Annotated in this window: 21 protein-coding genes and 1 pseudogene; 12 read left to right on the plus strand and 10 right to left on the minus strand. The window is 73.6% G+C overall.

The genetic code is table 11. The features are described 5' to 3' along the window. Positions 1 to 103 precede the first annotated feature (103 nt). The 5 genes and pseudogenes from ACFUK0_RS04935 (at position 104) to aroA (ending at position 6,058) form a co-directional block, all read left to right on the plus strand. On the plus strand, positions 104 to 1,372 hold the full coding sequence (locus ACFUK0_RS04935; RefSeq protein WP_380246632.1) for a multidrug effflux MFS transporter: 1,269 nt from the start codon (positions 104 to 106) through the stop codon (positions 1,370 to 1,372). A gap of 230 nt (positions 1,373 to 1,602) precedes the next feature. Next, positions 1,603 to 3,006: a class II 3-deoxy-7-phosphoheptulonate synthase gene (locus ACFUK0_RS04940; protein WP_380246633.1), complete on the plus strand. Its 1,404-nt coding sequence runs from the start codon at positions 1,603 to 1,605 to the stop codon at positions 3,004 to 3,006. Continuing rightward, positions 3,007 to 3,354, plus strand: a pseudogene (gene aroH, locus ACFUK0_RS04945) (chorismate mutase); the annotation flags it as partial. Between the two features lie 71 nt (positions 3,355 to 3,425). Further along, positions 3,426 to 4,586 carry a prephenate dehydrogenase gene (locus ACFUK0_RS04950; protein ID WP_380246634.1) on the plus strand — a complete coding sequence of 387 codons (1,161 nt, stop codon included), beginning with the start codon at positions 3,426 to 3,428 and terminating at the stop codon, positions 4,584 to 4,586. A gap of 224 nt (positions 4,587 to 4,810) precedes the next feature. Further along, positions 4,811 to 6,058, plus strand: coding sequence for a 3-phosphoshikimate 1-carboxyvinyltransferase (aroA, locus tag ACFUK0_RS04955; RefSeq protein ID WP_380246635.1), 1,248 nt, complete (start codon positions 4,811 to 4,813; stop codon positions 6,056 to 6,058). Between the two features lie 97 nt (positions 6,059 to 6,155). Here the strand turns inward: aroA and hisC are convergent, their stop codons facing one another. The 3 genes from hisC to gap form a co-directional block, all read right to left on the minus strand. After that, on the minus strand, positions 6,156 to 7,229 hold the full coding sequence (hisC, locus tag ACFUK0_RS04960) for a histidinol-phosphate transaminase (RefSeq protein WP_380246636.1): 1,074 nt from the start codon (positions 7,227 to 7,229) through the stop codon (positions 6,156 to 6,158). Positions 7,230 to 7,251: 22 nt separating this feature from the next. Then, the gene (locus ACFUK0_RS04965; protein WP_380246637.1) at positions 7,252 to 8,154 is read right to left on the minus strand and encodes a pyridoxamine 5'-phosphate oxidase family protein; all 903 of its coding nucleotides are present in this window, start codon (positions 8,152 to 8,154) and stop codon (positions 7,252 to 7,254) included. 135 nt (positions 8,155 to 8,289) lie between these two features. Further along, a complete protein-coding gene (gene gap, locus ACFUK0_RS04970; RefSeq protein ID WP_380246638.1) occupies positions 8,290 to 9,297 on the minus strand; it encodes a type I glyceraldehyde-3-phosphate dehydrogenase in 1,008 nt (335 codons plus the stop codon). Positions 9,298 to 9,600: 303 nt separating this feature from the next. On the opposite strand from gap, the gene ACFUK0_RS04975 reads away from it, so the two are divergent. From ACFUK0_RS04975 to ACFUK0_RS04985, 3 genes are all read left to right on the plus strand, one after another. Next, entirely contained in the window at positions 9,601 to 10,305 is a 705-nt protein-coding gene (locus tag ACFUK0_RS04975; RefSeq protein WP_380246639.1) for a helix-turn-helix domain-containing protein, read from the plus strand. Between the two features lie 70 nt (positions 10,306 to 10,375). Further along, positions 10,376 to 11,152: a class I SAM-dependent methyltransferase gene (locus tag ACFUK0_RS04980; protein ID WP_380246640.1), complete on the plus strand. Its 777-nt coding sequence runs from the start codon at positions 10,376 to 10,378 to the stop codon at positions 11,150 to 11,152. Continuing rightward, complete coding sequence (locus tag ACFUK0_RS04985; RefSeq protein WP_380246641.1) at positions 11,149 to 12,828, plus strand: AMP-binding protein; 1,680 nt, start codon at positions 11,149 to 11,151, stop codon at positions 12,826 to 12,828. Before ACFUK0_RS04980 ends, ACFUK0_RS04985 begins: the two co-directional genes overlap by 4 nt. A 101-nt stretch (positions 12,829 to 12,929) precedes the next feature. On the opposite strand, the gene ACFUK0_RS04990 is transcribed toward ACFUK0_RS04985, so the two are convergent. Then, on the minus strand, positions 12,930 to 13,271 hold the full coding sequence (locus ACFUK0_RS04990) for a LysR family transcriptional regulator (protein WP_380246642.1): 342 nt from the start codon (positions 13,269 to 13,271) through the stop codon (positions 12,930 to 12,932). Positions 13,272 to 13,400: 129 nt separating this feature from the next. Beyond that, a complete protein-coding gene (locus ACFUK0_RS04995) occupies positions 13,401 to 15,290 on the minus strand; it encodes an MFS transporter (RefSeq protein ID WP_380246643.1) in 1,890 nt (629 codons plus the stop codon). A 363-nt stretch (positions 15,291 to 15,653) separates the two neighbouring features. Between ACFUK0_RS04995 and ACFUK0_RS05000 the strand changes: the two genes are divergently transcribed. Beyond that, positions 15,654 to 15,917 (plus strand): acyl carrier protein, encoded by a 264-nt coding sequence (locus tag ACFUK0_RS05000; RefSeq protein WP_380246644.1) that lies wholly within the window; start codon positions 15,654 to 15,656, stop codon positions 15,915 to 15,917. Between the two features lie 63 nt (positions 15,918 to 15,980). Here ACFUK0_RS05000 and ACFUK0_RS05005 read toward each other — a convergent pair whose 3' ends face one another. From ACFUK0_RS05005 to ACFUK0_RS05015, 3 genes are all read right to left on the minus strand, one after another. Continuing rightward, complete coding sequence (locus tag ACFUK0_RS05005; protein WP_380246645.1) at positions 15,981 to 16,631, minus strand: response regulator; 651 nt, start codon at positions 16,629 to 16,631, stop codon at positions 15,981 to 15,983. Continuing rightward, positions 16,624 to 17,769, minus strand: coding sequence for a sensor histidine kinase (locus ACFUK0_RS05010; RefSeq protein WP_380246646.1), 1,146 nt, complete (start codon positions 17,767 to 17,769; stop codon positions 16,624 to 16,626). The genes ACFUK0_RS05005 and ACFUK0_RS05010 overlap by 8 nt, the downstream gene beginning before the upstream one ends. A 222-nt stretch (positions 17,770 to 17,991) precedes the next feature. Then, positions 17,992 to 18,564, minus strand: coding sequence for an HPP family protein (locus ACFUK0_RS05015; protein ID WP_380246647.1), 573 nt, complete (start codon positions 18,562 to 18,564; stop codon positions 17,992 to 17,994). Positions 18,565 to 18,685: 121 nt separating this feature from the next. Between ACFUK0_RS05015 and ACFUK0_RS05020 the strand changes: the two genes are divergently transcribed. The 3 genes from ACFUK0_RS05020 (at position 18,686) to ACFUK0_RS05030 (ending at position 20,963) form a co-directional block, all read left to right on the plus strand. Then, positions 18,686 to 19,330, plus strand: a complete 645-nt coding sequence (locus ACFUK0_RS05020; protein ID WP_380246648.1) for a CGNR zinc finger domain-containing protein — start codon at positions 18,686 to 18,688, stop codon at positions 19,328 to 19,330. A 171-nt stretch (positions 19,331 to 19,501) separates the two neighbouring features. Beyond that, positions 19,502 to 19,966: a VOC family protein gene (locus tag ACFUK0_RS05025; protein ID WP_380246649.1), complete on the plus strand. Its 465-nt coding sequence runs from the start codon at positions 19,502 to 19,504 to the stop codon at positions 19,964 to 19,966. 28 nt (positions 19,967 to 19,994) lie between these two features. After that, positions 19,995 to 20,963, plus strand: a complete 969-nt coding sequence (locus tag ACFUK0_RS05030; protein WP_380246650.1) for a pyridoxamine 5'-phosphate oxidase family protein — start codon at positions 19,995 to 19,997, stop codon at positions 20,961 to 20,963. 282 nt (positions 20,964 to 21,245) lie between these two features. Here ACFUK0_RS05030 and ACFUK0_RS05035 read toward each other — a convergent pair whose 3' ends face one another. Next, a complete protein-coding gene (locus ACFUK0_RS05035) occupies positions 21,246 to 21,887 on the minus strand; it encodes a response regulator (RefSeq protein WP_380246651.1) in 642 nt (213 codons plus the stop codon). Continuing rightward, positions 21,884 to 23,080 (minus strand): sensor histidine kinase, encoded by a 1,197-nt coding sequence (locus ACFUK0_RS05040; RefSeq protein WP_380246652.1) that lies wholly within the window; start codon positions 23,078 to 23,080, stop codon positions 21,884 to 21,886. The genes ACFUK0_RS05035 and ACFUK0_RS05040 overlap by 4 nt, the downstream gene beginning before the upstream one ends. Between the last annotated feature and the right edge of the window lie 80 nt (positions 23,081 to 23,160).

Below are 23,160 nucleotides of genomic sequence, written 5' to 3' on the forward strand. Positions count from 1 at the left end.
CACTTGACGGCACGTATCCGAAAAGGCAACACCACCGTCCTCCGGCTGCCGGCCCCACCCGGCAGGTCGAGCAGGTCGGCCACCCCGGAGGGAACCCATCACCATGTCCGTACCCGAATCATCCACGGCCAAGGGCGGCGGCGCACTCGTCGCCATCCTCGGCGCACTCACCGCTCTCGGCCCGCTGTCCAACGACGCGTACCTGCCGGGCCTGCCCGACCTCACCCACGACCTCAACGCCAGCGCCTCGGCCGGCCAGCTCAGCCTGACCGCCTGCCTGCTCGGCCTCGGTCTCGGGCAGCTCTTCGCCGGCCCGATCAGTGACGCGGTCGGCCGCCGCAAGCCGCTGCTGGTCGGTCTCGCCGTCTACACGGTGGCGGCTCTGCTCTGCGCCGTCGCCCCGAACATCTGGCTGCTGGTGGCACTGCGGGCGATCCAGGGCCTGGGCGGCGCGGTCGGCATCGTCACCGCCGCCGCCGTCGTCCGGGACCGCCACGAAGGGGCCGCGGCCGCCAAGTACTTCGCCCTGCTGATGCTGATCACCGGCCTGGCGCCGGTGCTCGCCCCGGTGGCCGGCGGCCAGCTGCTGCGCTTCAGCTCCTGGCACGGCATCTTCACCGTGCTCGGCATCGTCGGCGCCCTGCTGCTGGTCGTGGTCGCCGTCGCCCTGCCGGAGACGCACCCGGTCGAGCGGCGCCGCACCGGCGGCCTGAAGGCCACCGGCCCGGTCTTCCGCAAGCTGCTGTCGGACCGCGTGTTCGTCGGCTACAACCTGGCCTGCGGGCTGGCCTTCGCCGCGATGTTCGCCTACATCGCCGGTTCGCCGTTCGTGCTCCAGGACATCCACGGTCTGTCGCCGCAGGGCTTCAGCGCGGTCTTCGCGGTGAACGCCGCCGGGCTGGTCATCGCGGCGCAGGTCTGCGGCCGGATCGTGCACCGCACCGGCCCGCGCCGGCTGCTGGCCATCGGCCTCTCCGGCTCCGCGCTCGGCGGCCTGGGCCTGCTGGTGGCGGTCCTCGCCGACGCCGGTCTGCCGGCCCTGCTGGTGGCGCTGTTCGTGGTCGTCTCCAGCGTCGGTCTGGTGATGCCCACGGCGACCGCGCTCGCCATGCAGGAGCACGGCGACTCGGCGGGCTCGGCGGCCGCGCTGCTCGGTCTGTCGCAGCACATCATCGGTGCCGCCGTGGTGCCGCTGGTCGGTCTCGCCGGCGAGGGTACGGCGGTGCCGATGGGCATCGTCATCGCCGGGCTCGGCGTCGGCGCGCTCGGCTCCTTCGTCGCGCTGACCGGTGCCCGGGCGGAGCAGCCCGGGGCGGCCCGCGAGGACACCGCCGGGGCGGCCCTGCGCTCCGAGCAGAGCGCGCACGCCTGACCCGTCCGGAAGGAGGCCGCCCCGCAGGCCGCACAGCCGGCGGGGCGGCCCCGGGCCGCACCGACCACGCCGCGAGCAGGCGGCGAGCACCTGCCGGGTCCCACCGCGAGCACGTACCGAGCCATCCCCTGAGCGATCCCCCGAGCCATCCCCCGAGCCAGACCCCGAGTCCTGTTCCGAGCACTGCCCCGAGCACCGTCCCGAGCCACTCCACGAGCCGGAGAGTCACCATGCCTTTCGGAACCTCGTTCCAGTCCTTCCCAGTGGAGGAGACCTGGCGGGCCCTGCCCGCCGCACAGCAGCCCGACTGGCCGGACCAGGGAGCCCTGGACCGGGCCTGCGCCGAGCTGCGTTCGTACCCTCCGCTGGTCTTCGCCGGGGAGTGCGACAGCCTGGCCGACCGGCTGGCGTCCGTCGCCCGCGGCGAGGCCTTCCTGCTGCAGGGCGGTGACTGCGCGGAGACCTTCGACGGGGTCTCGGCCGGCCAGGTCCGCAGCAAGCTCAAGACGATGCTGCAGATGGCCGCGGTGCTGACCTTCGGCGCCTCGGTGCCGGTGGTCAAGGTCGGCCGGATCGCCGGCCAGTACTCCAAGCCGCGCTCCCAGCCGACGGAGACCCGCGACGGCGTGACGCTGCCGACCTACCGGGGCGACTCGGTGAACGGCCTGGAGTTCACCGCCGAGGCGCGGACCCCGGACCCGGCCCGCCTGCTGCGGATGTACCACCACTCCAGCGCGACCCTGAACCTCGTCCGCGCCCTGATCTCCGGCGGCTACGCCGACCTGCGCGAAGTGCACTCCTGGAACCAGGACTTCGTCCGCGAGTCGCCCGCCGGGCAGCAGTACGAGCGGCTGGCCGAGGAGATCGACTCGGCGCTCTCCTTCATGCGGGCCTGCGGGGTCGACCCGGGGGAGCTGCACCGCACCGAGTTCTACACCAGCCACGAGGCGCTGATCCTCGACTACGAGGCGGCGATGTCGCGGCGCGACAGCCGCACCGGCGAGCTGTACGACGTCTCCGGGCACATGGTCTGGATCGGCGAGAGAACCCGCCAACTGGACGGCGCGCACCTGGAGTTCGCGGCACGCATCCGCAACCCGATCGGGGTCAAGCTGGGCCCGACCACCACCGCCGACCAGGCGCTCACGCTGATCGACCGGCTCGACCCGGACCGCCGGCCCGGCCGGCTCACCTTCATCACCCGGATGGGCGCGGAGCAGATCCGCGACCTGCTCCCCGCGCTGGTCGAGAAGGTCACCGCCGAGGGCGCCGAGGTGGCCTGGGTCTGCGACCCGATGCACGGCAACACCTTCACCGCCTCCACCGGCCACAAGACCAGAAGCTTCGACGCGGTGCTGTCGGAGGTCAGCGGGTTCTTCGAGGTGCACCGCGAGCTCGGCACCCACCCGGGCGGCATCCACGTCGAGATCACCGGTGACGACGTCACCGAGTGCGTCGGCGGCGGCGCCGGCCTGGTCGCCGAGGACCTGCACCAGCGCTACGAGTCCGCCTGCGACCCGAGGCTGAACCGCAGCCAGTCCCTCGACCTCGCCTTCCTGGTGGCCGAGATGCTGCGCCAGCGGACCGTCGTCGACACCGCCGCCGCCGCGCCGCCGCTGCTGGCGGTGAGCTGAGTGCGCGCGATCCGCGGGGCCGTCCAGGTCGACCGGGACGACCCGGCCGAGGTCCAGGACGCGACCAGAACCCTGCTCCTGGCCGTCCTCGACGCCAACGGGCTCGCCCACGACGACCTGGTCAGCATCTTCTTCACCGCCACCCCCGATCTGCGCAGCGGCTTCCCCGCCCGCGCCGCCCGCGACCTCGGACTGACCGACGTGCCGCTGATGTGCGCCCAGGAACTCGACATCGAGGGCGGACTGCCGCGCACGGTACGGGTCCTGGTCACCGCCGAGACCCCGCTCGACCGGGACGGCGTACGGCACGTCTACCTCGGCGGCGCCCAGGTGCTGCGCCCCGACCTGGTCGGTGGCGGTCCGGTCGGTGGCGACCTCGTCGGTGGCGACCTCGTCGGCGGCAACCTGGCAGCGGCACTGTGATCAGGACCGCGGCGGTGGTCGGAGCCGGGCTGATCGGCACCTCGGTGGCTCTCGCGCTCAGCCGCCGGGGGGTGCTCGTCCACCTGATCGACACCGACAAGGACGCGGTGCGGACCGCGGTCTCGCTCGGCGGCGGGGTGGCCGAGCCGCCCAGGGAGCCGGTGGACATCGCCGTCCTCGCCGTGCCGCCGAGCGCGATCGGCCGGGTGCTGGCCGAGCAGCAGGCGAAGCGGCTGGCCCACAGCTACACCGACGTGGCCAGCGTCAAGCACGAGCCGGAGCTGGCCGTCCGGTTCGGCGCCCCGGACCCGACCAGCTACGTGGGCGGCCACCCGATGGCGGGCGGCGAACGCTCCGGGCCGCTGGCGGCCTGCGCCAACCTCTTCGAGGGCCGGACCTGGGTGCTCACCACCTGCGAACTGACCTCGCGGGAGGCGCTCAACCGGGCGCTGGCACTGGTCGCGCTCTGCGGCGCGGTGCCGGTCGTCATGGAGAGCACGGCGCACGACCGGGCGGTGGCCCTGGTGTCCCACGCGCCGCACGTGGTCGCGGCGCTGATGGCGGCCCGGCTGGAGCACGCCCCCGAGGAGGCCTCCCGGTTGGCCGGGCAGGGCGTGCGCGACATGACCAGGATCGCCGGCGGCGACCCCGGCCTGTGGGGCGACATCCTGGAGTCCAACGCCGCCGCGGTGGCGGACGTCCTCGGGGAGCTCGCCGAGGACCTGGTCAGCACCGTCCGCGCCCTGCGCAGCCTCGCCGTGGTCGACGTGGCCCGCCGGGCGGAGGACATGACCAGCGTGATCGACATGCTCGGCCGGGGCAACGCCGGCCGGGCCCGGCTGCCCGGCAAGCCGGGCTCGCCGGCCGGGGCCGTGGTGCCGGTGGTGATCGGCGACAAGTCCGGCGAGCTGGCCCGGCTGCTGGCCGCCGTGCACGACAGCGGGGTGAACATCGAGGACGTGTCCATCGATCACTCGCCCGGCAAGCCGACCGGCCTGGTGGAACTGGTGGTCGCCGCCGAGGCGGCCGAGTCGCTGGCCGAGCGGCTGGTCGGCGCCAACTGGACGGTCCAACGGGTCCGCCAGGTCTTCCCCACCGCCGCCGCACCGCGCACCGCGCACCGCGAGTGGCCGCGCCCGGTGGCCGTGCCGGGCTGACGGCCCCGCAGCCGGGCCGCCCCGGACCCCCGCGCGGCGCCCGGCAGAGCCCCGCCCGGCCCGGCCCCGCCCGGGGGTCCGGTGGCGCTCCGGACCGGCGGCACCGGGCGGGCCGCCCGGCCGCAACCCCGCGGCCACCGCGAGCACCTCGCGTCCGCCCGCGCCGTCGTACCCGCCCGGGCGGCGCCATCCGTCCCAACCGGCCTGTGAGAGGGAACCACCGCGTGACCATCACCACCACCACCGATTCCGTGATCGCCCGGATTCCGGGCTCCAAGAGCATCACCAACCGGGCGCTGCTGCTCGCCGCCGCGGCGCTCGGCCCGAGCCTGCTCCGCGACCCGCTGGTCAGCGACGACACCGTGGCCTTCCGGGAGGCCCTCGGGGCCCTCGGCGTGACCGTCACCGACCGGGACGGCGGCTGGCTGGTCCAGGGCGCCGGCCGCGGCCCGCACGGCCGGGGCCGGGCCTGGTGCGCCGACGCGGGCACCGCCGCGCGCTTCCTGCCGGTGCTCGCCGCCACCGGCTTCGGCACCTTCGAGTTCGACGGCTCCGACCAGTTGCGGGCCCGCCCGCTGCGCCCGCTCGCCGAGGCACTCGGCCTGCTGGGCGCGGAGGTGGAGACCGGGCCGGACGGCGGCCTGCCGCTGACGATCCGCACGACCGGGCTGGGCGGCGGCGAGCTCGCCCTGGACTCCTCCACCAGCAGCCAGTACCTGACCGGTCTGCTGCTGTCGGCCCCGCTGATGCGCAGCCCGCTGACGGTGCACGCCGCCGGGCTGGTCAGCCGGCCGTACATCGACATGACCGTCGCACTGATGCGGCACTTCGGCGCCGAGGTGGTGGAGGGCACCGGCGGCCGGATCCGGGTCTCCGCGAGTGGCTACCGGGCCACCGACCTGCGGATCGAACCGGACGCCTCGACCGCCTCCTACGTCTTCGCGGCCGCCGCCGTGACCGGCCGTTCGGTGACCGTCCCCGGTCTCGGGCGGGACAGCCTGCAGGGCGACCTGCGCTTCGTCGAGGTGCTGCGCACCGCGGGCGCCCGGGTCGAGATCGGGCCGGACTCGACCACGGTCACCGGCACCGGGCGGCTCCGCGGCGGGTTCGAGGTCGACATGGGCGACATCTCGGACACCTTCATGACACTGGCGGCCGTCGCGCCGCTGGCGGACGGGCCGATCACGGTGCGCGGGATCGGCCACGCCCGGCTCAAGGAGTCGGACCGGATCGCCGCGGTCGCCGGAAACCTCCGTGCGCTCGGCGTCACCGTCACGGACGGCCCGGACTGGATCACCGTCCAGCCGGGACCGGTCCGCCCGGGGCGGGTGGACTGCCACCGGGACCACCGGATCGCGATGTCCTTCTCGGTGCTCGGGCTGCGCGCGGAGGGCATCGAGCTCGACGACCCGGCCTGCGTCTCCAAGACCTTCCCGGAGTTCCACCAGGAGTTCGGCCGGCTCTTCGGCTGAGCCGCGGCCCGTCGGACGGGCACAGCGAACAGGCACAGCGAACAGGCACAGCGAAGGGGCGCCGACCCGGCCGGGTCGGCGCCCCTCCGGCGTGCGCTCAGTGCCGCCAGCCGCGGGCCACCCGCAGCACCGCGTCGTTCGCCTCCGGCAGGCCCACGGTGATCCGGACGCCGTCGGCGCCGTAGGGCCGGACGGCGGCGCCGGCCGCCGCGCAGGCCCCGGTGAACTCGGCGGTGCGGTCGCCGAGCGCCAGCCAGACGAAGTTCGCCTCGCTGTCCGGCGGGGCGAACCCGAGGTCGCGCAGGCCCGCGGTGAGCCTGGACCGCTCCTTGACCAGCAGCTCGACCCGCTCCAGGAGTTCGTCCTCGGCCCGCAGCGAGGCCACCGCGGCGTCCTGGGCGAGCTGGCTCACGCCGAACGGCAGCCCGGCCTTGCGCAGCACGACGGCCACCGGCTCGTGCGCCACCACGTAGCCGATCCGCAGGCCGGCCAGGCCGTACGCCTTGGAGAAGGTGCGCAGCACGCAGACGTTGCCGCGCTCGCGGTACAGCTCGACGCCGTCGGGCACCTCGGCGTCCCGGACGAACTCGATGTACGCCTCGTCGAGCACGACCAGGACGTCGTTCGGCACCCGGTCGAGGAACCGCTCCAGCTCGGCCCGCCGCACCACGGTGCCGGTCGGGTTGTTGGGGTTGCAGACGAAGATCAGCCTGGTCCGCTCGGTGACGGCGTCCGCCATCGCCTCCAGGTCGTGGGTGTCGTCGGCGCGCAGCGGCACCCGGACGGAGGTCGCGCCGCAGATCTCGGCCATGATCGGGTACGCCTCGAACGAGCGCCAGGCGTACAGGACTTCGTCGCCCGGCCCGGCGGTCGCCCGGACCAGCAGGCGGGCCACCGAGACGGAGCCGGTGCCCACCACCAGGTGCTCGGCGGGGACGTCGAGGCGTTCGGCCAGCGCGCCGACGAGGGCGGCGCAGCCCGGGTCGGGGTAGCGGTTGACCCGGCCGGCCTGCCGCTGCACGGCGCTCACCACGGAGGGCAGCGGCGGGTAGGGGTTCTCGTTCGACGAGAGCTTGAGGTCCTCGCAGCCCTGGCTCGCGCCCTTGCCGGGGACGTAGTCCGGCAGCGCGGCCAGTCGGCCCACCAGCCGGGGGGTGTCGGATCTGCTCATGGCTTGCTTCCTCCGGTCGGTCTCAGCTGGTCGGGTTGAAGGGCGAGGGGGCCGCGAACTTCCAGCGCAGCGGGGTGAAGTCGGACACCTGGACGACCTGCTCGACGTCGAACTCGACCAGCCGCAGGGCGCCCTGGACGGCCTTGGTGCGGTCGCCGTCCCAGTCGATCCTGGCCTTGCCGCTGAGGTGCAGGGCGTGGCCGCTCTCCCAGTCGAGGAAGGTCAGGCCGCAGGCCGGGTCGAGCTGGAGGTTGCCCAGGGTCATGTAGAAGGAGTTGCCGAAGTAGTCCGGCCAGGTCAGCCTGTTCGGGCCGGCCACCTGGACGAAGCCGGGCGCGCCACCCCGGTGCGAGGCGTCGGCGCCGTGCTCGGGGGCCCGGCTGGCGATGAAGAACGTGTCGGCGCCGGTGATCCAGGCCTGCTGCTCGGTGGACAGCCCGGCCGAGCGCCGCACCGTGGCGGCGGGCGGTGTGGCCGCGTCCGCTCGCAGCACCCGCTGCTGGAGGTACTTGGGGCAGTTCCCGAGCACCTGCTCGGTCCGGACGACCAGCGCGCCGTCCTCCGCCCGCGCGACGCCGTTCATCCGGATCCGCTGGCTGCTCTGCGGTTCGATGGCGAGCATGCCGATGTCCCTGGGGCGGTCGAACACGCCCTCCAGTGGGTCGCCGGGCGCCGGCAGGGCGTCGACCCGGATGGTGTTGCGGTCGGCGGCCCGGAAGAAGCCGCGCGGCCCGGTGAGGACGGTGGACCAGGCGGCGCCGGCGTCGTCCACGGCCCCGATCACCACCATCCGCTGGCGTTCCATGAAGAGCCCGAACATCGGCGGGATCTCGGCCTCGAACATCGGCGACCCCCAGCCCGCGTGGCCTTCGCCGGCCCGCTGCTGCACGGCCTGTTCGCCCTCGTGGTACGGAGTCTTGACCATCCGTCAGGCCTTTCTCGGTTGCGTGCGGACTGCGGGCCGGGCCCGGGGATCCCCCGAGCCCGGCCCGCCGGTTCTGTTGCTCCACGGGGTGCGCGCGCCGGTCGGGCGGGCGCACCGGTCAGGTGTTCCCTGCGGTCAGGAGTGCTTGCCGATCAGCAGGACGGTGTCGACGACCCGGTTGGAGAAGCCCCACTCGTTGTCGTACCAGCCGGCGACCTTCACCTGGGTGCCGCCGATCACCTTGGTGAGGCCGGCGTCGAAGATGCAGGACGAGGGGTCGGTGACGATGTCGCTGGAGACGATCGGCTCCTCGGTGTAGCGCAGGATCCCGGCCAGCGCGCCCTCCGCCGCCTTCGCGAACAGCGCGTTGACCTCCTCGACCGTGGTCTCACGGCCGACCGTGACGGTCAGGTCGGTCACCGAGCCGACGGTCACCGGCACCCGCAGGGCGTACCCGTCGAGCTTGCCGTTGAGCTCGGGCAGCACCTGGCCGATGGCCTTGGCCGCACCGGTGCTGGTCGGCACGATGTTGCCGGCCGCCGCGCGGGCCCGGCGGAGGTCCTTGTGCGGGCCGTCCTGGAGGTTCTGGTCCTGGGTGTAGGCGTGCACGGTGGTCATCAGACCGGTCTCGATGCCGAGCGCGTCGTTGATCACCTTGGCCAGCGGGGCGAGGCAGTTGGTGGTGCAGGAGGCGTTGGACACGATGTCGTGCCGCTCCGCGTCGAACTCGCCGTCGTTGACGCCGAACGCGATGGTGAGGTCCTGGTTGGTGGCCGGGGCCGAGATGATCACCTTGCGGGCGCCGGCGGTGATGTGTGCCCTGGCCTTCTCGGCGTCGGTGAAGACACCGGTGGACTCGACGACGACGTCGACGCCCAGTTCGCCCCAGGGCAGGTCGGCCGGGTTGCGCTCGGCGGTGACCCGGATGGCGCGGCCGTCGACCACGATCCCGTCCTGGCCCTCGGCCACGGTCACCTGCAGCTTGCCCAGGGTGCTGTCGTACTTCAGCAGGTGGGCGAGGGTCGCGGCGTCGGTCAGATCGTTGATGCCCACGATCTCGATGTCGGCGTTCTGCTCAAGTGCGGCGCGGAGGAAGCTTCGGCCGATCCGGCCGAATCCGTTGATGCCTACCTTGATTGCCACGGCATGGCCCTTCTGAGTGGGTGTGCCGGGGCGCGCGCAGCGCCGGTGGTCCGCGCTCTCGGCACGTAAGTGTGGTGTCGACGCTAGTCAGCCGTCAGGTGCCCAGGTTGGCGCGGTGCGCACGGGTTCTGGTCGATTCGCGCAGGACTTCGCGGACCGTTCGGCGGCTGCCCGATTTCATCAGTGCTACCGATACGAGGCCGGGTCCTCCCCCGGGGCGTGGTGTTATCGCAGAAGGTCCCCGGGAACCGGCAGGCCGGCCTGTTCCGTGGACCGCAGGATCCGGGAGGAGAGATGGATGTTATGCGTACCGAGCCCGAACCGGCCTCGCCGCCGGTCGCCGCAGCAGTCAACGAGGTGAGCCTGGGCCGGATCCGCATCTCGGTGGTCGAGGACGAGGACCGCGAAACCTCCTCCGAAGTCCGGGTCTCCGAGCAGGCCGCCCGGACGGGTGAGGCCCATCTCCGGGTCCAGTACCCGCTCTCCGATCCGCTCGCCGTCCACGAACTGCTGCGCCAGCTCGCCGGCCAGGGCGGGCAGCCGGCCGGCCGCACCGCCGAGCTGCTGGCCCGGGGCATCACCGGTCTCGTCCAGCAGGCGTTCGTCGACTGCATGGACCGCGAGCCGGACGCCCCCGGGCCGTCCCCCGGCGCCGGCCTCGCCCGCCGGGCGATGCTCCAGCGGATCAAGCACTTCGCCCGCAGCAGGCTGGCCGATCCCGACCTCAAGCCCGAGATGCTCGCCCAGCAGCACCACATCTCACTCCGGTACCTGCAGAAGCTGTTCCAGGAGCACGGCGAGAGCCCGGCCAGCTGGATCCGCGACGAGCGGCTCATCCGCAGCTGCGCCGAACTGCGCGACCCGCGGCTGGCGCACCACACCATCGCGGTGATCGGCGAGCGCTCCGGCCTGTACGGGGCCTCGCACTTCAGCCGGCTGTTCCGGGAGCGCTACGGCGTCGGCCCGCGTGAGTACCGCCGCCTGGCGGTCCTGCACTCCGCCGCCTGACCCCCGGCCGGCTCGTTCCTCCTCCCAGGCCCGACCGGCGCTACCGGTCGCCACAGAAAGGGCTCGTCCTTTGTCCAGCTTTGAGTACCCCGGCGAGTACTACGAGGTGATCCGCAAGGATTTCCGCGACGTAGCCGGTGAGACCGAGTTCCTGGCCTCGTACCTGCCGCCCGGCGGCCGCGTGCTCGACATCGGCAGCGGCACCGGTACGAACCTGCGCGCGCTGGCGGCCCTCGGCCACTCCGGCGTGGGCGTCGACCAGAGTTCCGACTTCACGGCGTACGCCCGCGCGGCCGCGCCCGCCGGGCCCGCGGACGGCGTGGTCGAGTACGTGCACGGCCGCGCCGAGGAGTACGTCACGGACCAGCGCTTCGACCTGGTCTACAGCCTGTTCAGCACGCTCAACCAGCTGGACCGGGCGGGCCTGCGGCAGCTGCTCACCGGTGTGCGCGGCTGGCTGGCCCCGGGCGGCCACCTCGTCATCGACATCGGACACCTGCTGAACTTCGTCGACGGCTACCAGCCGAACATCATCGCCCACCACCAGGGCGACGACCTGCTGGTCACCCGGCTCGCCCGGCAGTCCGTGCACGCCCACCGGGCGGTCTGGCGCAACGAGGAGACCATCATCGCGCGCGACGGTGCGGGCAAGGTATCGATGTTCGCCAACTTCTTCGACCAGACCGTGTTCACCGCCCCCGAGGTGCGGGACCTGCTGGCCGACACCGGATTCGAGGTGGTCGCCGAGTACGGCGGCTTCCGCAAGGAGCCGGGGCCGCGCATCGGCCGCGGTCCGCTGCTGTTCGTCGCCCGCGCCGCCGGCGCCGTCCAGGAGGTCGCCGCGTGACCGCGCCCGTCATCACCGAGCCCGTCCTCCTCGCCGGCCCCGCCGCGCTGCTGGACGGCGGCCCCGCCGCCGACCTCCAGGTCGCCAACCTCGGCGCGGCCCTGGTCCGGGCCGCGGCGCGGCCCGACGCCGGCCGGATCCACTTCGTCCAGCCGGACGGCGGCGACCACAGCATCTCCTACCCGGAGCTGCTGGACGCCGCCCGGCGGATCCTCACCGGCCTGCGGGCCGGCGGGGCCCGCCCCGGCGACCGGGTGCTGCTCCAGGTGCGGGCGGAGCCCGACCTGCTGGCCGCCTTCTGGGCCGCCGTCCTCGGCGGGTTCGTCCCGATCCCCGTCCCGGCGGGCAAGGCCGACGCCCCCGACGCCGCCGCCCAGCAGCTGGAGTGGATCTGGGCCGGCTACGAGCGTCCCTGGGTGGTGGCCGGCGACGACGGCCCGCCGCCGCCCGCCGCGATGACCGAGGCCGGCTCGTGGCTCGGCCGGACGGGCGAGCTGCGCGGGCAGGCCCCCGCCGAGGAGTTCCACCCGGCCGCCGCCGACGACCTGGCGGTGCTGCTGCTCACCTCCGGCAGTACGGGCGTCCCCAAGGCGGTGGCCCTGACCCACCGCAACATCCTGGCCCGCTCCGCCGCGACGGCGGCCGTCCGCGGCCTCGACGCGGCGACCCGCTCGTTCAACTGGATGCCGCTGGACCACATCGGCGGCCTGGTGATGTTCCACGCCCGCGACGTGCTGGTCGGCTGCACCCAGGTGCACGCCAGGACGGCGTGGATCCTGGAGGACCCGACCCGCTGGTTCGACCAGATCTCCCGGCACCGGGCCGACACCACCTGGGCGCCCAACTTCGCCTTCGCACTGGTGAACGACCGGGCCGCGGCGATAGCCGGGCAGGACTGGGACCTCACGAGCCTGCGCTACATCATGAACGGCGGCGAGTCGGTCAAGGCCCGGGTGATCACCCGGTTCCTGGACCTGCTGGCGCCCTTCGGGCTGCCGCGGACGTCGATGCACCCCGGCTGGGGCATGTCGGAGACCTCGGCGGGCGTGGTGGACACCGTCTTCGACCCCGAGACCATGGGGGACGAGCGCTTCGTGCCGGTCGGCCGCCCGCACCCCGGGGTGTCCGTCCGGATCGTCGACGAGCACGACGAGCCGCTGCCGGTCGGCGTGGTCGGCCGGCTCCAGGTCACCGGCGCACCGGTGTTCTCCGGCTACTACCGCAACCCCGAGCAGAACGCGAAGTCCTTCACCGCCGACGGCTGGTTCCGCTCCGGCGACCTGGCGGTCGTCGAGGACGGCGTCCTGACCGTCACCGGCCGGGTGGACGACCTGATCGTGGTCAACGGCGCCGAGTACCACGGCCACGAGATCGAGGCCGCGGTCGAGGAACTCGCCTTCGTGGAGCCGTCCTACACCGTGGTCACGCCGGCCACCGTGCCGGGCGGGACGCGCGAGGAGCTGGTGGTGTTCTTCCACCCGCGCGGCGCGACCCCGGCGGCCGAGGCGGCCGGGCGGATCCGCGAGCTGGTCGGGGCCCGCTACGGGCTGGAGATCGGCCAGGTGGTGACGCTCGCCAAGGCGGACATCCCGAAGACCGGCATCGGCAAGCTGCGCCGGGCCGAGCTGCGCAAGGGCCACGAGCGTCGCGGGGCACAGGCCGCGAACGGCGCCTGACCGCTGGTGCGGGGCAGTTCGACGGCCCCCGGCAAGAGTGTTCCCGCCGGGGGCCGTTGGCCGTACAATGTAGTTGGCATGAATGCTTCAACTGTCGGGGGTCACCTCGGTTCGCTCAGTGCCGGGCTCGGCCGCAGTGCACCGGCCGGGGCCTCCGGGCGGCGCCGGGCCGGGTGCCGCGGGTGCTCCCGTGCGGTCAGCTCCCGGTGCGCGTGGTCGGCCAGGGCGACGATCCGCTCGGCCATCGGCCGCAGCCGCTCACCGCTGTCGGTGAGCGCGATCCGGCGGCCCTGACGGTCGAACAGGGCGACCCCGAGCGAGGCCTCCAGATGCTGGATCTGGGCGGTGACACTGGACTGCGCGTAGTTCAGGTTCCTTGCGGCTCTGGTGAAACTCAGCTCACTCGATACCTCTAGGAACGACCGGAGGTGCTGTAGTTCCATCACGCCCCCTCTGGACGGTGCGCCGGAACAGGCCGCGTGCGCTGACCTGTGGTTCGGGGATCCGGCCCGCCGAAGCGTGCGGACAGTCGGTTCCCCCCTGCTTTCTGACTGTGCGGTACCACGGCCGGATCACCCGGCGGCGCCGGCGGGTGCGGGCGTCCTCGCCGCCGCCTCGGCGGTCACGGCGGTGGCGGCCGCAGTGGCCCGCCCCGGCAGCCACCGCAGGGCGACGACCGCCGCGAGCAGGGCGACCGCGGCGGTGAGCGCCATCGTGACGTGCATGCTGTCCTGGTAGGCGGCGACCGCCTGCCCGGCCAGCCGGGGGGCCGACCCGGGCGCTGCCTCCAGCGCCCGGAACGCCCCGCCGATCGACCCGGCGGCCTGCTCGCGCAGCCCGGCCGGCAGGGCGTCGACCGCGTCACCGAGCGAGGAGCGGTAGACCGACGTCAGCACGCTGCCGACGGCCGCGACCCCCAGCGCGGTGGCCACCTGGCGGACGGTCTGCGAGACCGCCTGCCCGGCGCCCGCCTTCTCCGGCGGCACCACCGACATCAGCGCCGCCGTGCCGGGCGCCATGATGCTCCCGAAGCCCAGCCCGAACAGGAGTTGGAGCCCGGCCAGGACGAGTACCGGGGTGTCCGGCTCCGCCGCCAGGTACCCGAGGAAGGTCAGGGCCATCGCCGTCGCGCCGCCCGCCACCACGTTGCGCACGCCGAAGCGGGCCGCCAGGACGACGCTGCGGTTGGCGAGGAACACCGAGCCGGCCGCCATCGGGACCATCAGCAGGCCGGACTCCATCGGCGAGTAGCCGTGCACCAGCTGGAAGTAGAAGGTCAGGACGAACAGGGCGCCCATCATCGCGAAGAAGGCCAGCGCGATCGATCCCGTCCCGGCGGAGAACCGGGCACTGCGGAACAGCCCGACGTCCAGCGCGGGCGCCGCGATCCGGCGCTCCACCACGACCAGCAGACCGAGCAGGGCGATGCCGAGCACGACCGGCACGACGGCCCCGGCGGACAGCCAGTCGCCGCGCTCGCCGCCCGTGATGACGCCGAACACCAGCGCGCCGATCGCGAGCACCGAGACGACCACGCCGGCCGGGTCGAACCTGCTGTTCGCCGGGTTCCTGGACTCGGGCACCAGCCGGCCGATCAGCAGCACGCTCCCGATCACCAGCGGCACGTTGACCAGGAAGATCGAGCCCCACCAGAACCGGCCGAGCAGCAGCCCCCCGGTGATCGGGCCCACCGCGATCGCCACCCCGGCGGCGGTGGCCCAGGCGCCGATCGCCCTCGCCCGCTCCTGCGCCGGGAAGATGTTGATGATGATCGCCAGGGTGGTGGTCGGGATGACGGCGGCGCCCACCCCCATCAGGGCCCGCGCGGCGATCAGCTCACCGGCCGAGCCGGCGAAGGCCGCGAGCAGCGAGGCCCCGCCGAACACCAGCAGGCCGGCGGTCAGCGTCCTGCGCCGGCCGAAGCGGTCGGCGCTCACACCACCGGTGAACAGAAAGGCGGCGAACGCGACGATGTACGAGTCGAGGCACCACTGGAGATCGGCGTTGCTGGCCCCGAGGTCGTGCTGGATCGTGCGCAGTGCCACATTCATGATGGTGTTGTCCATGACCGCGACGATCAGCACGGCCGAGAGTACGGCCAGTGCCGGCCGGCGTCGCCGGTGGACCGGTCCGGATGTCGTCACCACTCTTTCCCCTCCGTGGTTCTCGGGAGCTCCGGGGCACGCGTCGTCTGCGGCGCTGCGCCCGGTGCGTGCCTGGTCACAGCCCCGGGTGAGCCGGTGGCGACCGGCTCTCCCGCCCGGCGGGAACCGGACGGCCCAAAGCTGCCGGAATCGTCCCGGGTATTTCCGGACCGGTTCTCCGATATGCTCCGCCGAATTACGGGCGGGCGAGTGGTGGAATTCTGAAGAATCATCCCCGTGCACCTTCCGGGACGGCGGCCCACGACCTCGGACCGCTGAACCTTTGAGAGGCCTGCTCGACAAATATGGCACGATCACGCTTTGATGTCAGGGTCGGCCGGTGTCCCCAAAGGGGTATTCGGTATTCCTTCGTTAAGTACACGGCAGGGTGTCCCGGAGGTGGGGCGCGGGCCCGCCGCGGGCTGCTGACGGGCCTGCTGGCCAGTGCCTTCGCCCGGCCCGCGGCCCGTCCGGGCCGACGGCGGCCGGGGCGGCACCGGCCCGGGCCCGGCGGCGGGCGCGGCGGCCGCGGCGCCCGTCCGTATGCTCCCAAAGTGAGAGCGTGCCACTTTCGGGTAAGGCCGGGCATGCGCCGGAGGACGCCTTTCTACCGCCCCGGCCGGCGGGCTACATTCGACCTGGATTCGGGAGGCCGGACCACGACGGAGGAGCTGAACCACCTTGCCCGCGCTGACGCTGAGCAATGACCTGAAGCATCGGATCCGCGAGATCGTGGCGGACGTGCTGGAGATCGGGGCGGAGGAGCTGACGGAGTCCAGCGGCTTCGAGGAGACCTACAACGCCGACTCCATCGTCGTCATCGAGATCCTGGCCCGGTTCGAGCGCCACCTCGGCGTCGTCGTCCGCCAGGACGAGGTGGAAGGGCTCACCAACCTCGGTGCGGCCTACGAGATCGTGGCCCGGAAGCTGGCCGACCGCGCCTGAGCCGACCGCTTCGCCCGGCCGGGCGGGCCCCGGCCGGGATGCCGGGCGGCGCCGCCCGGACCGTCAGCCGGCCTGGTCGGACGCCGCAGCCGCCTTGTTGACCGCGTCGATGCGCGAGACGGCGTCCAGCTTGCCGAAGATGTTGCGCATGTGGCGCTTCACGGTGCCCTCGGTGATCCCGAGCCGGGTGGCGATCTGCCGGTTGCTCAGCGCCTTGGCGACCAGCGCCAGGACTTCCAGCTCGCGGGGCGAGAGCACGCCGGGCGCGGCCGCCCTGGGGGGCTCCGGCGCGGTCAGGCCCTCGCGCGGGACGGAGACCAGGACGCTGCGGCTCATGGTGCCCTGCTGGACGACGCTGCGGATCGCCGCGATCAGCGTCGGCAGGTTCACGCTCTTGTGCAGGTAGCCGCTCACCCCGGCCGCCAGCAACTGCCGTACGGTCTCCGACTCGTCGGACATGCTGACGATGATCACGTGGATGCCGGGGCAGTTCTCCAGCAGCAGCTGCACGGTGGTCGGCGCGTGGTGGCCGGGCATCTCGACGTCGAGGAGGACCACCTGCGGCCGGTGCTGGACGGCCAGCCGGACGGCGGACTCGCCACTGTTGGCCTCGGCCACCACCGCGAGCCCCGGGTCGGTCACCAGGGCGTCCCGGAGCGCCTCGCGCAGCAGGGTGTGGTCGTCGACCAGGAGGACGCGGATCTGCTCAGCCACGGTTCGTCTCCGTCAGTGGGACGGCGATGGACACCCGGGTGCCCTGCTGCGGCACGGTGGTGATGGTGAGGGTCCCGCCCACCGACCTGGTCCGCTCGCGCATCGAGGCGAGCCCGTTGCACGACTTGCTGCGGTTCACCGCGTCGAGGTCGAAGCCGCTGCCGTCGTCCACCACTTCGGCCCGGACCTCGTGGCCGGAAATGTCCACGTCCACCGTCACGTTCTTCGCCCGGGAGTGGGTGAAGACATTGCGAAGGCACTCCCGGAGCACCAGGAACAGCTCGTCGACGATTTCCGCCGCGGCCTGCGTTTCCGCCCCCCGGACCTGCACCCGGACGGCCGGCTCGTCCAGTCGCAGCGATTGGGCGAATCCGATCAGGGCAATCTCCAGGGCCTGTCCGGAGCCCCCGCTGCGGCGCAATTCGGTAATCATGTCGCGGGCGTGCAGCAATGTCTCGGCGAGGGCTTCCTGAGCCATCATGATCGGCCTTTGCGGGCGGTGCGGCGACTCGCACTCGCAGGCGCAGCCCGGTGAGAACAGGTGCACCTCCAGCTGGCGCATGGCCAGGCTGATCCCGTTGCCGACCCGGTCGTGGACGTCGCGGGCGAGCCGGGTGCGGGCGGCGGCATTGGTCTCCCGGACCCGGCCGAAGAGGTAGGCGTCGTAGCCGATCGCGCCGGCCTCCAGGCGGGCGTCGAGGCCGCGTTGGAGGGACATCGCGCCCAACTGGATCACCTTGAGGCTCTCGGGGGCGTCCCGGGCGACCACGAGCAGCTCCTCCAGGGTCGTCTCGAACAGGACGGAGGCGGCCCGGGTGGAGTACACCGGGTGGATGCCCCGTCCGACCCGGTGCGCCGCGAGCCGGCGGGCCGACAGCGCGACCGTCTCGTTCACCTGCACGCGTCCGGTCCGCAGGCTGTACGCGCAGTCGGAGAGGATCCATTCGGCCTGCTGACGGCAGCTCCGCCAGGACACCGGGTCGGCGCCGAGCGGATTCTGCTGGGCAATCAGCCGGGCCCGGTATCGCTCGACCGTCTCGGGTATGCGGCCGGAGAACTCCTCGGCTGCGGTGTCGAGGCCGTGATTGTCGGCACCGGCCCCCCGGCGGGGTTCGAAATCATCCGAAACAGGTATCACCGGACCTCACCCCGCCCTCGTCGAAACCGGCTCAATTCGCGCCGGGATCGAACAGGGGCTTCCCCTTCCCCCACCGATCGCCGTTGCGGATTGTAGGGGAATGTGGACGTTGGTGTGAAGGTGACCACGTGCTGGACCGGTGCCGCCGGCCGCCGGGCGGGCATTCTCTCCGGCATGTTACGGCGGGCGATCGGACATTAGCCGGAATGCGCCGTCACCCGGTCACCACCAGTACGTGGGGTAACGAGGCGTCCGCCCACTGCGGCCCGCGAGGATTCCGACGAGCACCAGGACGACGGTGGCGAGGGCGAGCAGCGCCAGGAACCGGACGGCGGGCGGCTGGGTGAGGACCACGATCACCGAGGTCGCCGCGGCCGGCGAGTGCGGTGTGCGGGTGACGCCCATCGCGCCGATGGCCAGCCCGCCGGCGGCCGCCGCCGTCCACAGGGAGCCGCCGCCGACGGCGAGTGCGGCGAATCCGACCAGCGCGGAGACCAGTTGGCCGCCGATGACGTTCCGCGGCTGGGCGAGCGGGAGGGCCGGCGCGGCCAGCACGAGGGCGGCGCTGGCGGCCAGCGGCGGGATCAGCACGGGCATGGCGAGCAGCTTCCCGATCGCCACCAGCAGGACCAGTCCGGCCACGCCGGCGGTGGTGGCGACGGCGATGGCGGGGGCCGGCGGGCGGGCCGGGGCCTTGCTCCTGAACCGGGCCGTGCGGCCGGGCGGCGGCGCGGCGGCGGCGGGTGCGGGGGCGTCGGAGGGGGCGGTGGCGGTGGTGCCGGGGGTTTTGGACATGACATTCCCTGCGTCGGGGACCTGACCCGGCACAAGGTAATGGATAGAGCGATATCCACGCATTAGCAATCTGCGCACGGGCCGTGCCGGTGAAGCGCCCCGCGCGCGGCATGATGGAGCGATGGACGGCGGCAGGGTGGACTCGCGGGCGTGGTCGGCGGCGGACGGGCTGCCGCTCACCGGAGAGCCGCCGGCCCTGGACCTCGTCAACACCACCTTCGTCCGCGGCGGCGCCCGGGGCGTGCTGGTGGACGCGCTGCGCACCCCGGGCGACCTCGACCACTGGCTCACGGCCCACGCCCCGCTGCTCGGCCCGGCGCTGCGGGCCGGACTGCCCCAGGACACCGCCACCCCGACCCACCTGGCGCACTTCCGCGAACTGCGCCGGGCGCTGCGGGAGATCGCCGCGGCCCACACCGGTGGCACGGTGCCCGGCGCCGGCGCGGTCGGGCTGGTCAACGCGTCGGCCCGGCTGGCCGGCTCCTGGCAGGAGCTGGATCCGGCGGCCGGTGCGCCGCTCCGGGCGGTCACCCGCCGGGTCGAGCCGGACCCGCGGCTGGCCGCGCTCGGCGAACTGGCGGCGTCCGGGATCGCGCTCTTCACGGGCGAGGCGGCCGGCCTGGTCCGGGCCTGCCCGGCGCCCGGCTGCATCCTCTACTTCGTCCGGAGCCACGGGCGGCGGGAGTGGTGCACGGCCACCTGCGGCAACCGCGTCCGGGTGGCCCGGCACAGCCGGCGGCAGAAGGACGGCCCGGCCCGGCCGTAGCGGCCCCGCGGCACCCTGCGACGCCCCGCGACACCCTCGGCGGGCAGGTGCGTCCGGAAAACCTAACCCCTTCGATGCCTGTGAAGGGTTGAACTTTTCTGTCTAACCACTACTCTCACTAGTAACGGTTAGTCCGGGAGTGGCCCGGACCCCTCGTCACGGAGGTCCTCGATGACGCAGTCCAGTGGCCCGAAGACGCTGCAGGCCGGGCATGTCGGCCTCAACGTCACCGATCTCGACCGCTCGCTCGACTTCTACCGCCAGGTCTTCGGCTTCGAGACCCAGGGACAGGGCAGCGAGGACGGCCGGCACTGGGCCTTCCTCGGCCGCGACGGCCGGCTGCTGGTCACCCTCTGGCAGCAGAGCGAGGGCACCTTCCCCGCCGCCCTGCCCGGGCTGCACCACCTCTCCTTCGAGGTCGAGACGATCGAGGAGGTCCGCGCGGCCGAGGACACCCTGCGCGGCCTTTCGGCCGGCTTCGCCCACGAGGGCGTCGTCCCGCACCGCGAGGGCGCCTCGTCCGGCGGGATCTTCTTCACCGACCCCGACGGCATCCGGCTGGAGATCTACACCGCCACCGGCGCGGACAACGCACCCGCTCCCAGCGGAGCCGCCCCCACCTGCGGCTTCTTCTAGCCCACCAGCCCACGGAAGGGGCAGGCAGATGACGGCGACCGACTACCACCGCGGTGAGCGCACCGCGCAGGACCGGGCGGGTCAGCTCGACCACGCACGCCGTTCCGGCCGGGCCATCCGGGGGGAGATGCCGGACAAGGCCCGGGAGTTCCTCGTCGCGCAGCCGATGCTGGTGGTCGGCGCGGCCGACGGGCGGGGCCGGATCTGGGCGTCGCTGCTCACCGGGGAGCCCGGCTTCGTCCGCGCGCCGGAGCCGTCCGCCGTGACGGTCGCCGCCCGGCCGGTACCGGGGGACCCGCTCGCCGAGGTGCTGGGCGCGGCCGCCGCCCGGCCGGTCCGGGTCGGCATGATCGCCATCGAACCGGCCAGCCGGCGGCGGATGCGGATGAACGGCAGGGCCGCACCCGGCGACGCGGGGCTGCGGGTCGAACTCGACCAGGTGTACGCGAACTGCCCGAAGTACATCCAGCAGCGCGAACCGTACGTCGCCGCGCCGCGCCCGCCGGCCGCCCCCGTCCGCGGCACGGCGCTCACCGCCGCGCAGCAGGACCGGATCCGGCGCGCCGACACCTTCTTCGTCGCGACGGCCGACGAGGAGGGCAACACCGACGCCTCGCACCGGGGCGGCAACCGCGGCTTCGTCGAGGTGCTCTCGCCGACCCGGCTGCGCTGGCCCGACTACGCGGGCAACGCCATGTTCAACACGCTCGGCAACATCGAGGTCAACCCGGCCGTCGGACTGCTCGTCCCGGACTGGTCCACCGGCGGCACCCTCCAGCTCACCGGAACCGCCCGGGTCGACTGGGACGCGGAGCACGCCGCCGCCGTGCCCGGCGCCGAGCGGCTGGTCGAGTTCACCGTGACCGAGGTCGTCGAGATCGTGGACGCCACCCCGCACCGGTGGACGGCGCCGGTGTTCTCCCGCTTCAACCCCTCGCTCACGGAATCCACCGCCGCCGGTGTCGATGGGGGCGCCTCCCGTTCGACGCCCGGGTAGAGGCCGGTGTCAGGCCGGGCGCACCCGCCCGGACGCCCGGCACTCACCGGGAACCGGAGGAGACGGTCATGCGGTTCAGGCGTCGCGCTCGGCGGCGCGGGCGGCCCGCGAGCAGCACGGGCGGCCCTGAGGCCCGCGGTCCGGTGAACTCCCCGCCCACCGCCGCACCCTGCCGGGGCTTCGGTGGGCTCCCCGGAAAGGGGAGGTCACCGCCTCAACATAACAAACCGCATGGTTGGTTTGTCAATGCCCGAGGTGTCTCCGGGGCGTGCCGGGGGCGACTCAGCGCAGCAGTCGCCGCTCCTTGGCCGCCGCGACCGCGCCGGCCCGGGTGTCCACGCCCAACTTCTCGTAGATCCGCCCGAGGTGGGTCTTCACGGTGGCCTCGCTGATGAACAGCGCGCGGGCGATCTCGCGGTTGCCCACCCCCCGGGCGAGCTGGGCCAGGATCTCCTGCTCCCGTTCGGTCAACTGCGGTGCGGGCGAGCGCATCTGGGCCATCACCCGGGAGGCGACCGGAGGCGACAGCGTGGTGCGGCCCTGCGCGGCGGCGTGCACCGCCGCGAACAGCTCCTCGGGCCGCTCGGCCTTGAGCAGGTAGCCGGTCGCGCCGGCGCCGATCGCGCGGGTGATGTCGGCGTCGGTGTCGTAGGTGGTGAGGACGAGCACGTGCGGCGCGCCGGGGGAGCCGCTGATCCGCCGGGTCGCCTCCACCCCGTCGATCCCGTCGCCCAGTTGGAGGTCCATCAGGACGACCTGCGGCTCCAGCCGGGCCGCCAGCGCGACGGCCTCCTCGCCGCTGCTGGCCTCGCCGACCACCTCGATGTCGCCGGCGCTGGCGAGCAGGGCGAGCAGTCCGGCGCGCACCACGGCGTGGTCGTCGCAGACCAGCAGGCGGACGGGCGGACCGGGGTGCGGCGTCACGGGGCCTCCAGGGGGATCGCGGCGGACAGCACGGTGCCTTCGCCGGGGGTGCTCTCGATGGTCAGGGTGCCGCCGAGCTGGCGCAGCCGGGCGCGCATCGCGGGGAGTCCGTGCCCCCGGCCCGTCCCGCCGCCCGCGTCCGGGTCGCGCCCGGCGGGGGTGAAGCCCAGGCCGTCGTCGGCGATGTCCAGCACCGCCTGGTCGCCCAGGTACGAGAGGGTGATCGCGGCGGCCGAGGCGTCGGCGTGCTCGCGCACGTTGGCCAGCGCGCCCTGCGCGATCCGCAGCAGCGCGGCCTGGGCGGCGGCCGGCAGCGGGACGGGCGTGCCGTCCAGATGGAAGCGGACGGGCAGGCCGCTCTCCGCGGACTCCCGGTCGGCGAGGGCCCGCAGCGCGTGCTCCAGGGTGCGGCCGTCGGCGAGCTCGGCGGGGGCGAGGTCGTGGACGAATCGGCGCGCCTCGGCGAGGTTGCGGGCGGCCACCGCGCCCGCCGTGCGGACGTGGGCGCGGGCGGTCGACGGGTCGGCGTCCCAGGTGCGGTCGGCGGCCTGGAGCAGCATCCGCTGGCTGGACAGGCCCTGGGCGAGGGTGTCGTGGATCTCCATCGCGAGCCGTTCGCGTTCGGCCAGCGTGCCTTCGCGCCGTTCGGTGGCGGCGAGTTCGCGCCGGGTGCGGACCAGGTCGTCGATCAGCGCCTGCTGCCGGGCCGACTGCCGTTCCATGTACAGGAAGACGGCGCCGGCCAGCGCGGCCACGGCGGGCGGCACGAGCAGCGCGATCGGGTCGAGGCCGTGGGCGAGCCGGGCCTGCGCCACCACGACCAGCGCGGTGAGCGCCGCCACCAGCGGGATCGCGGCGCGGGCCGGCAGCGCCCGCAGCGCGGTGTAGACGAGCGGGACGGCGCACCACGCGAAGCTCGGCGCCAGCAGGACCAGCACCACCCAGAGGCCGACCACCACCGCCAGCGGGCCGAGGGCCCGGCCGGCCCCGGTCCGCAGCAGCCGTGAACCGGTCAGCTGGGCGGCGGCCAGGGCGCCGCTCAGGCCGAGCACCCAGGGCACCGCCGGGTTGCCCGGGTGGTGTGTCAGGTAGCGGGCGAGCGAGGCGGCGAGCAGCAGCAGGAAGGCGGAGTCCAGCACTGCGGCCAGCCGGCCCGCGTCCGGGTCGGCGGTGGGGCGGCTGAGGTCCTGCACCGGTGCTCCTCGTCCTGGGGTGCTTCGCTGGTACGGCTCTGACCTGCGCCGATATCACTATCCTGACCCGCCCGGTCCAC

It is taken from the genome of Kitasatospora sp. NPDC057223, from assembly GCF_042669755.1.
Taxonomy (GTDB): domain Bacteria; phylum Actinomycetota; class Actinomycetes; order Streptomycetales; family Streptomycetaceae; genus Kitasatospora.

Coding starts and splice junctions, on each gene's coding strand:
- ACFUK0_RS04935 (WP_380246632.1), top strand. CDS start 104: ATGTCCGTACCCGAATCATCCACGGCCAAGGGCGGCGGCGCACTCGTC.
- ACFUK0_RS04940 (WP_380246633.1), top strand. CDS start 1,603: ATGCCTTTCGGAACCTCGTTCCAGTCCTTCCCAGTGGAGGAGACCTGG.
- hisC (WP_380246636.1), bottom strand. CDS start 7,229: ATGAGCAGATCCGACACCCCCCGGCTGGTGGGCCGACTGGCCGCGCTG.
- ACFUK0_RS04965 (WP_380246637.1), bottom strand. CDS start 8,154: ATGGTCAAGACTCCGTACCACGAGGGCGAACAGGCCGTGCAGCAGCGG.
- ACFUK0_RS04975 (WP_380246639.1), top strand. CDS start 9,601: ATGCGTACCGAGCCCGAACCGGCCTCGCCGCCGGTCGCCGCAGCAGTC.
- ACFUK0_RS04990 (WP_380246642.1), bottom strand. CDS start 13,271: ATGGAACTACAGCACCTCCGGTCGTTCCTAGAGGTATCGAGTGAGCTG.
- ACFUK0_RS05015 (WP_380246647.1), bottom strand. CDS start 18,564: ATGTCCAAAACCCCCGGCACCACCGCCACCGCCCCCTCCGACGCCCCC.
- ACFUK0_RS05020 (WP_380246648.1), top strand. CDS start 18,686: ATGGACGGCGGCAGGGTGGACTCGCGGGCGTGGTCGGCGGCGGACGGG.
- ACFUK0_RS05025 (WP_380246649.1), top strand. CDS start 19,502: ATGACGCAGTCCAGTGGCCCGAAGACGCTGCAGGCCGGGCATGTCGGC.
- ACFUK0_RS05030 (WP_380246650.1), top strand. CDS start 19,995: ATGACGGCGACCGACTACCACCGCGGTGAGCGCACCGCGCAGGACCGG.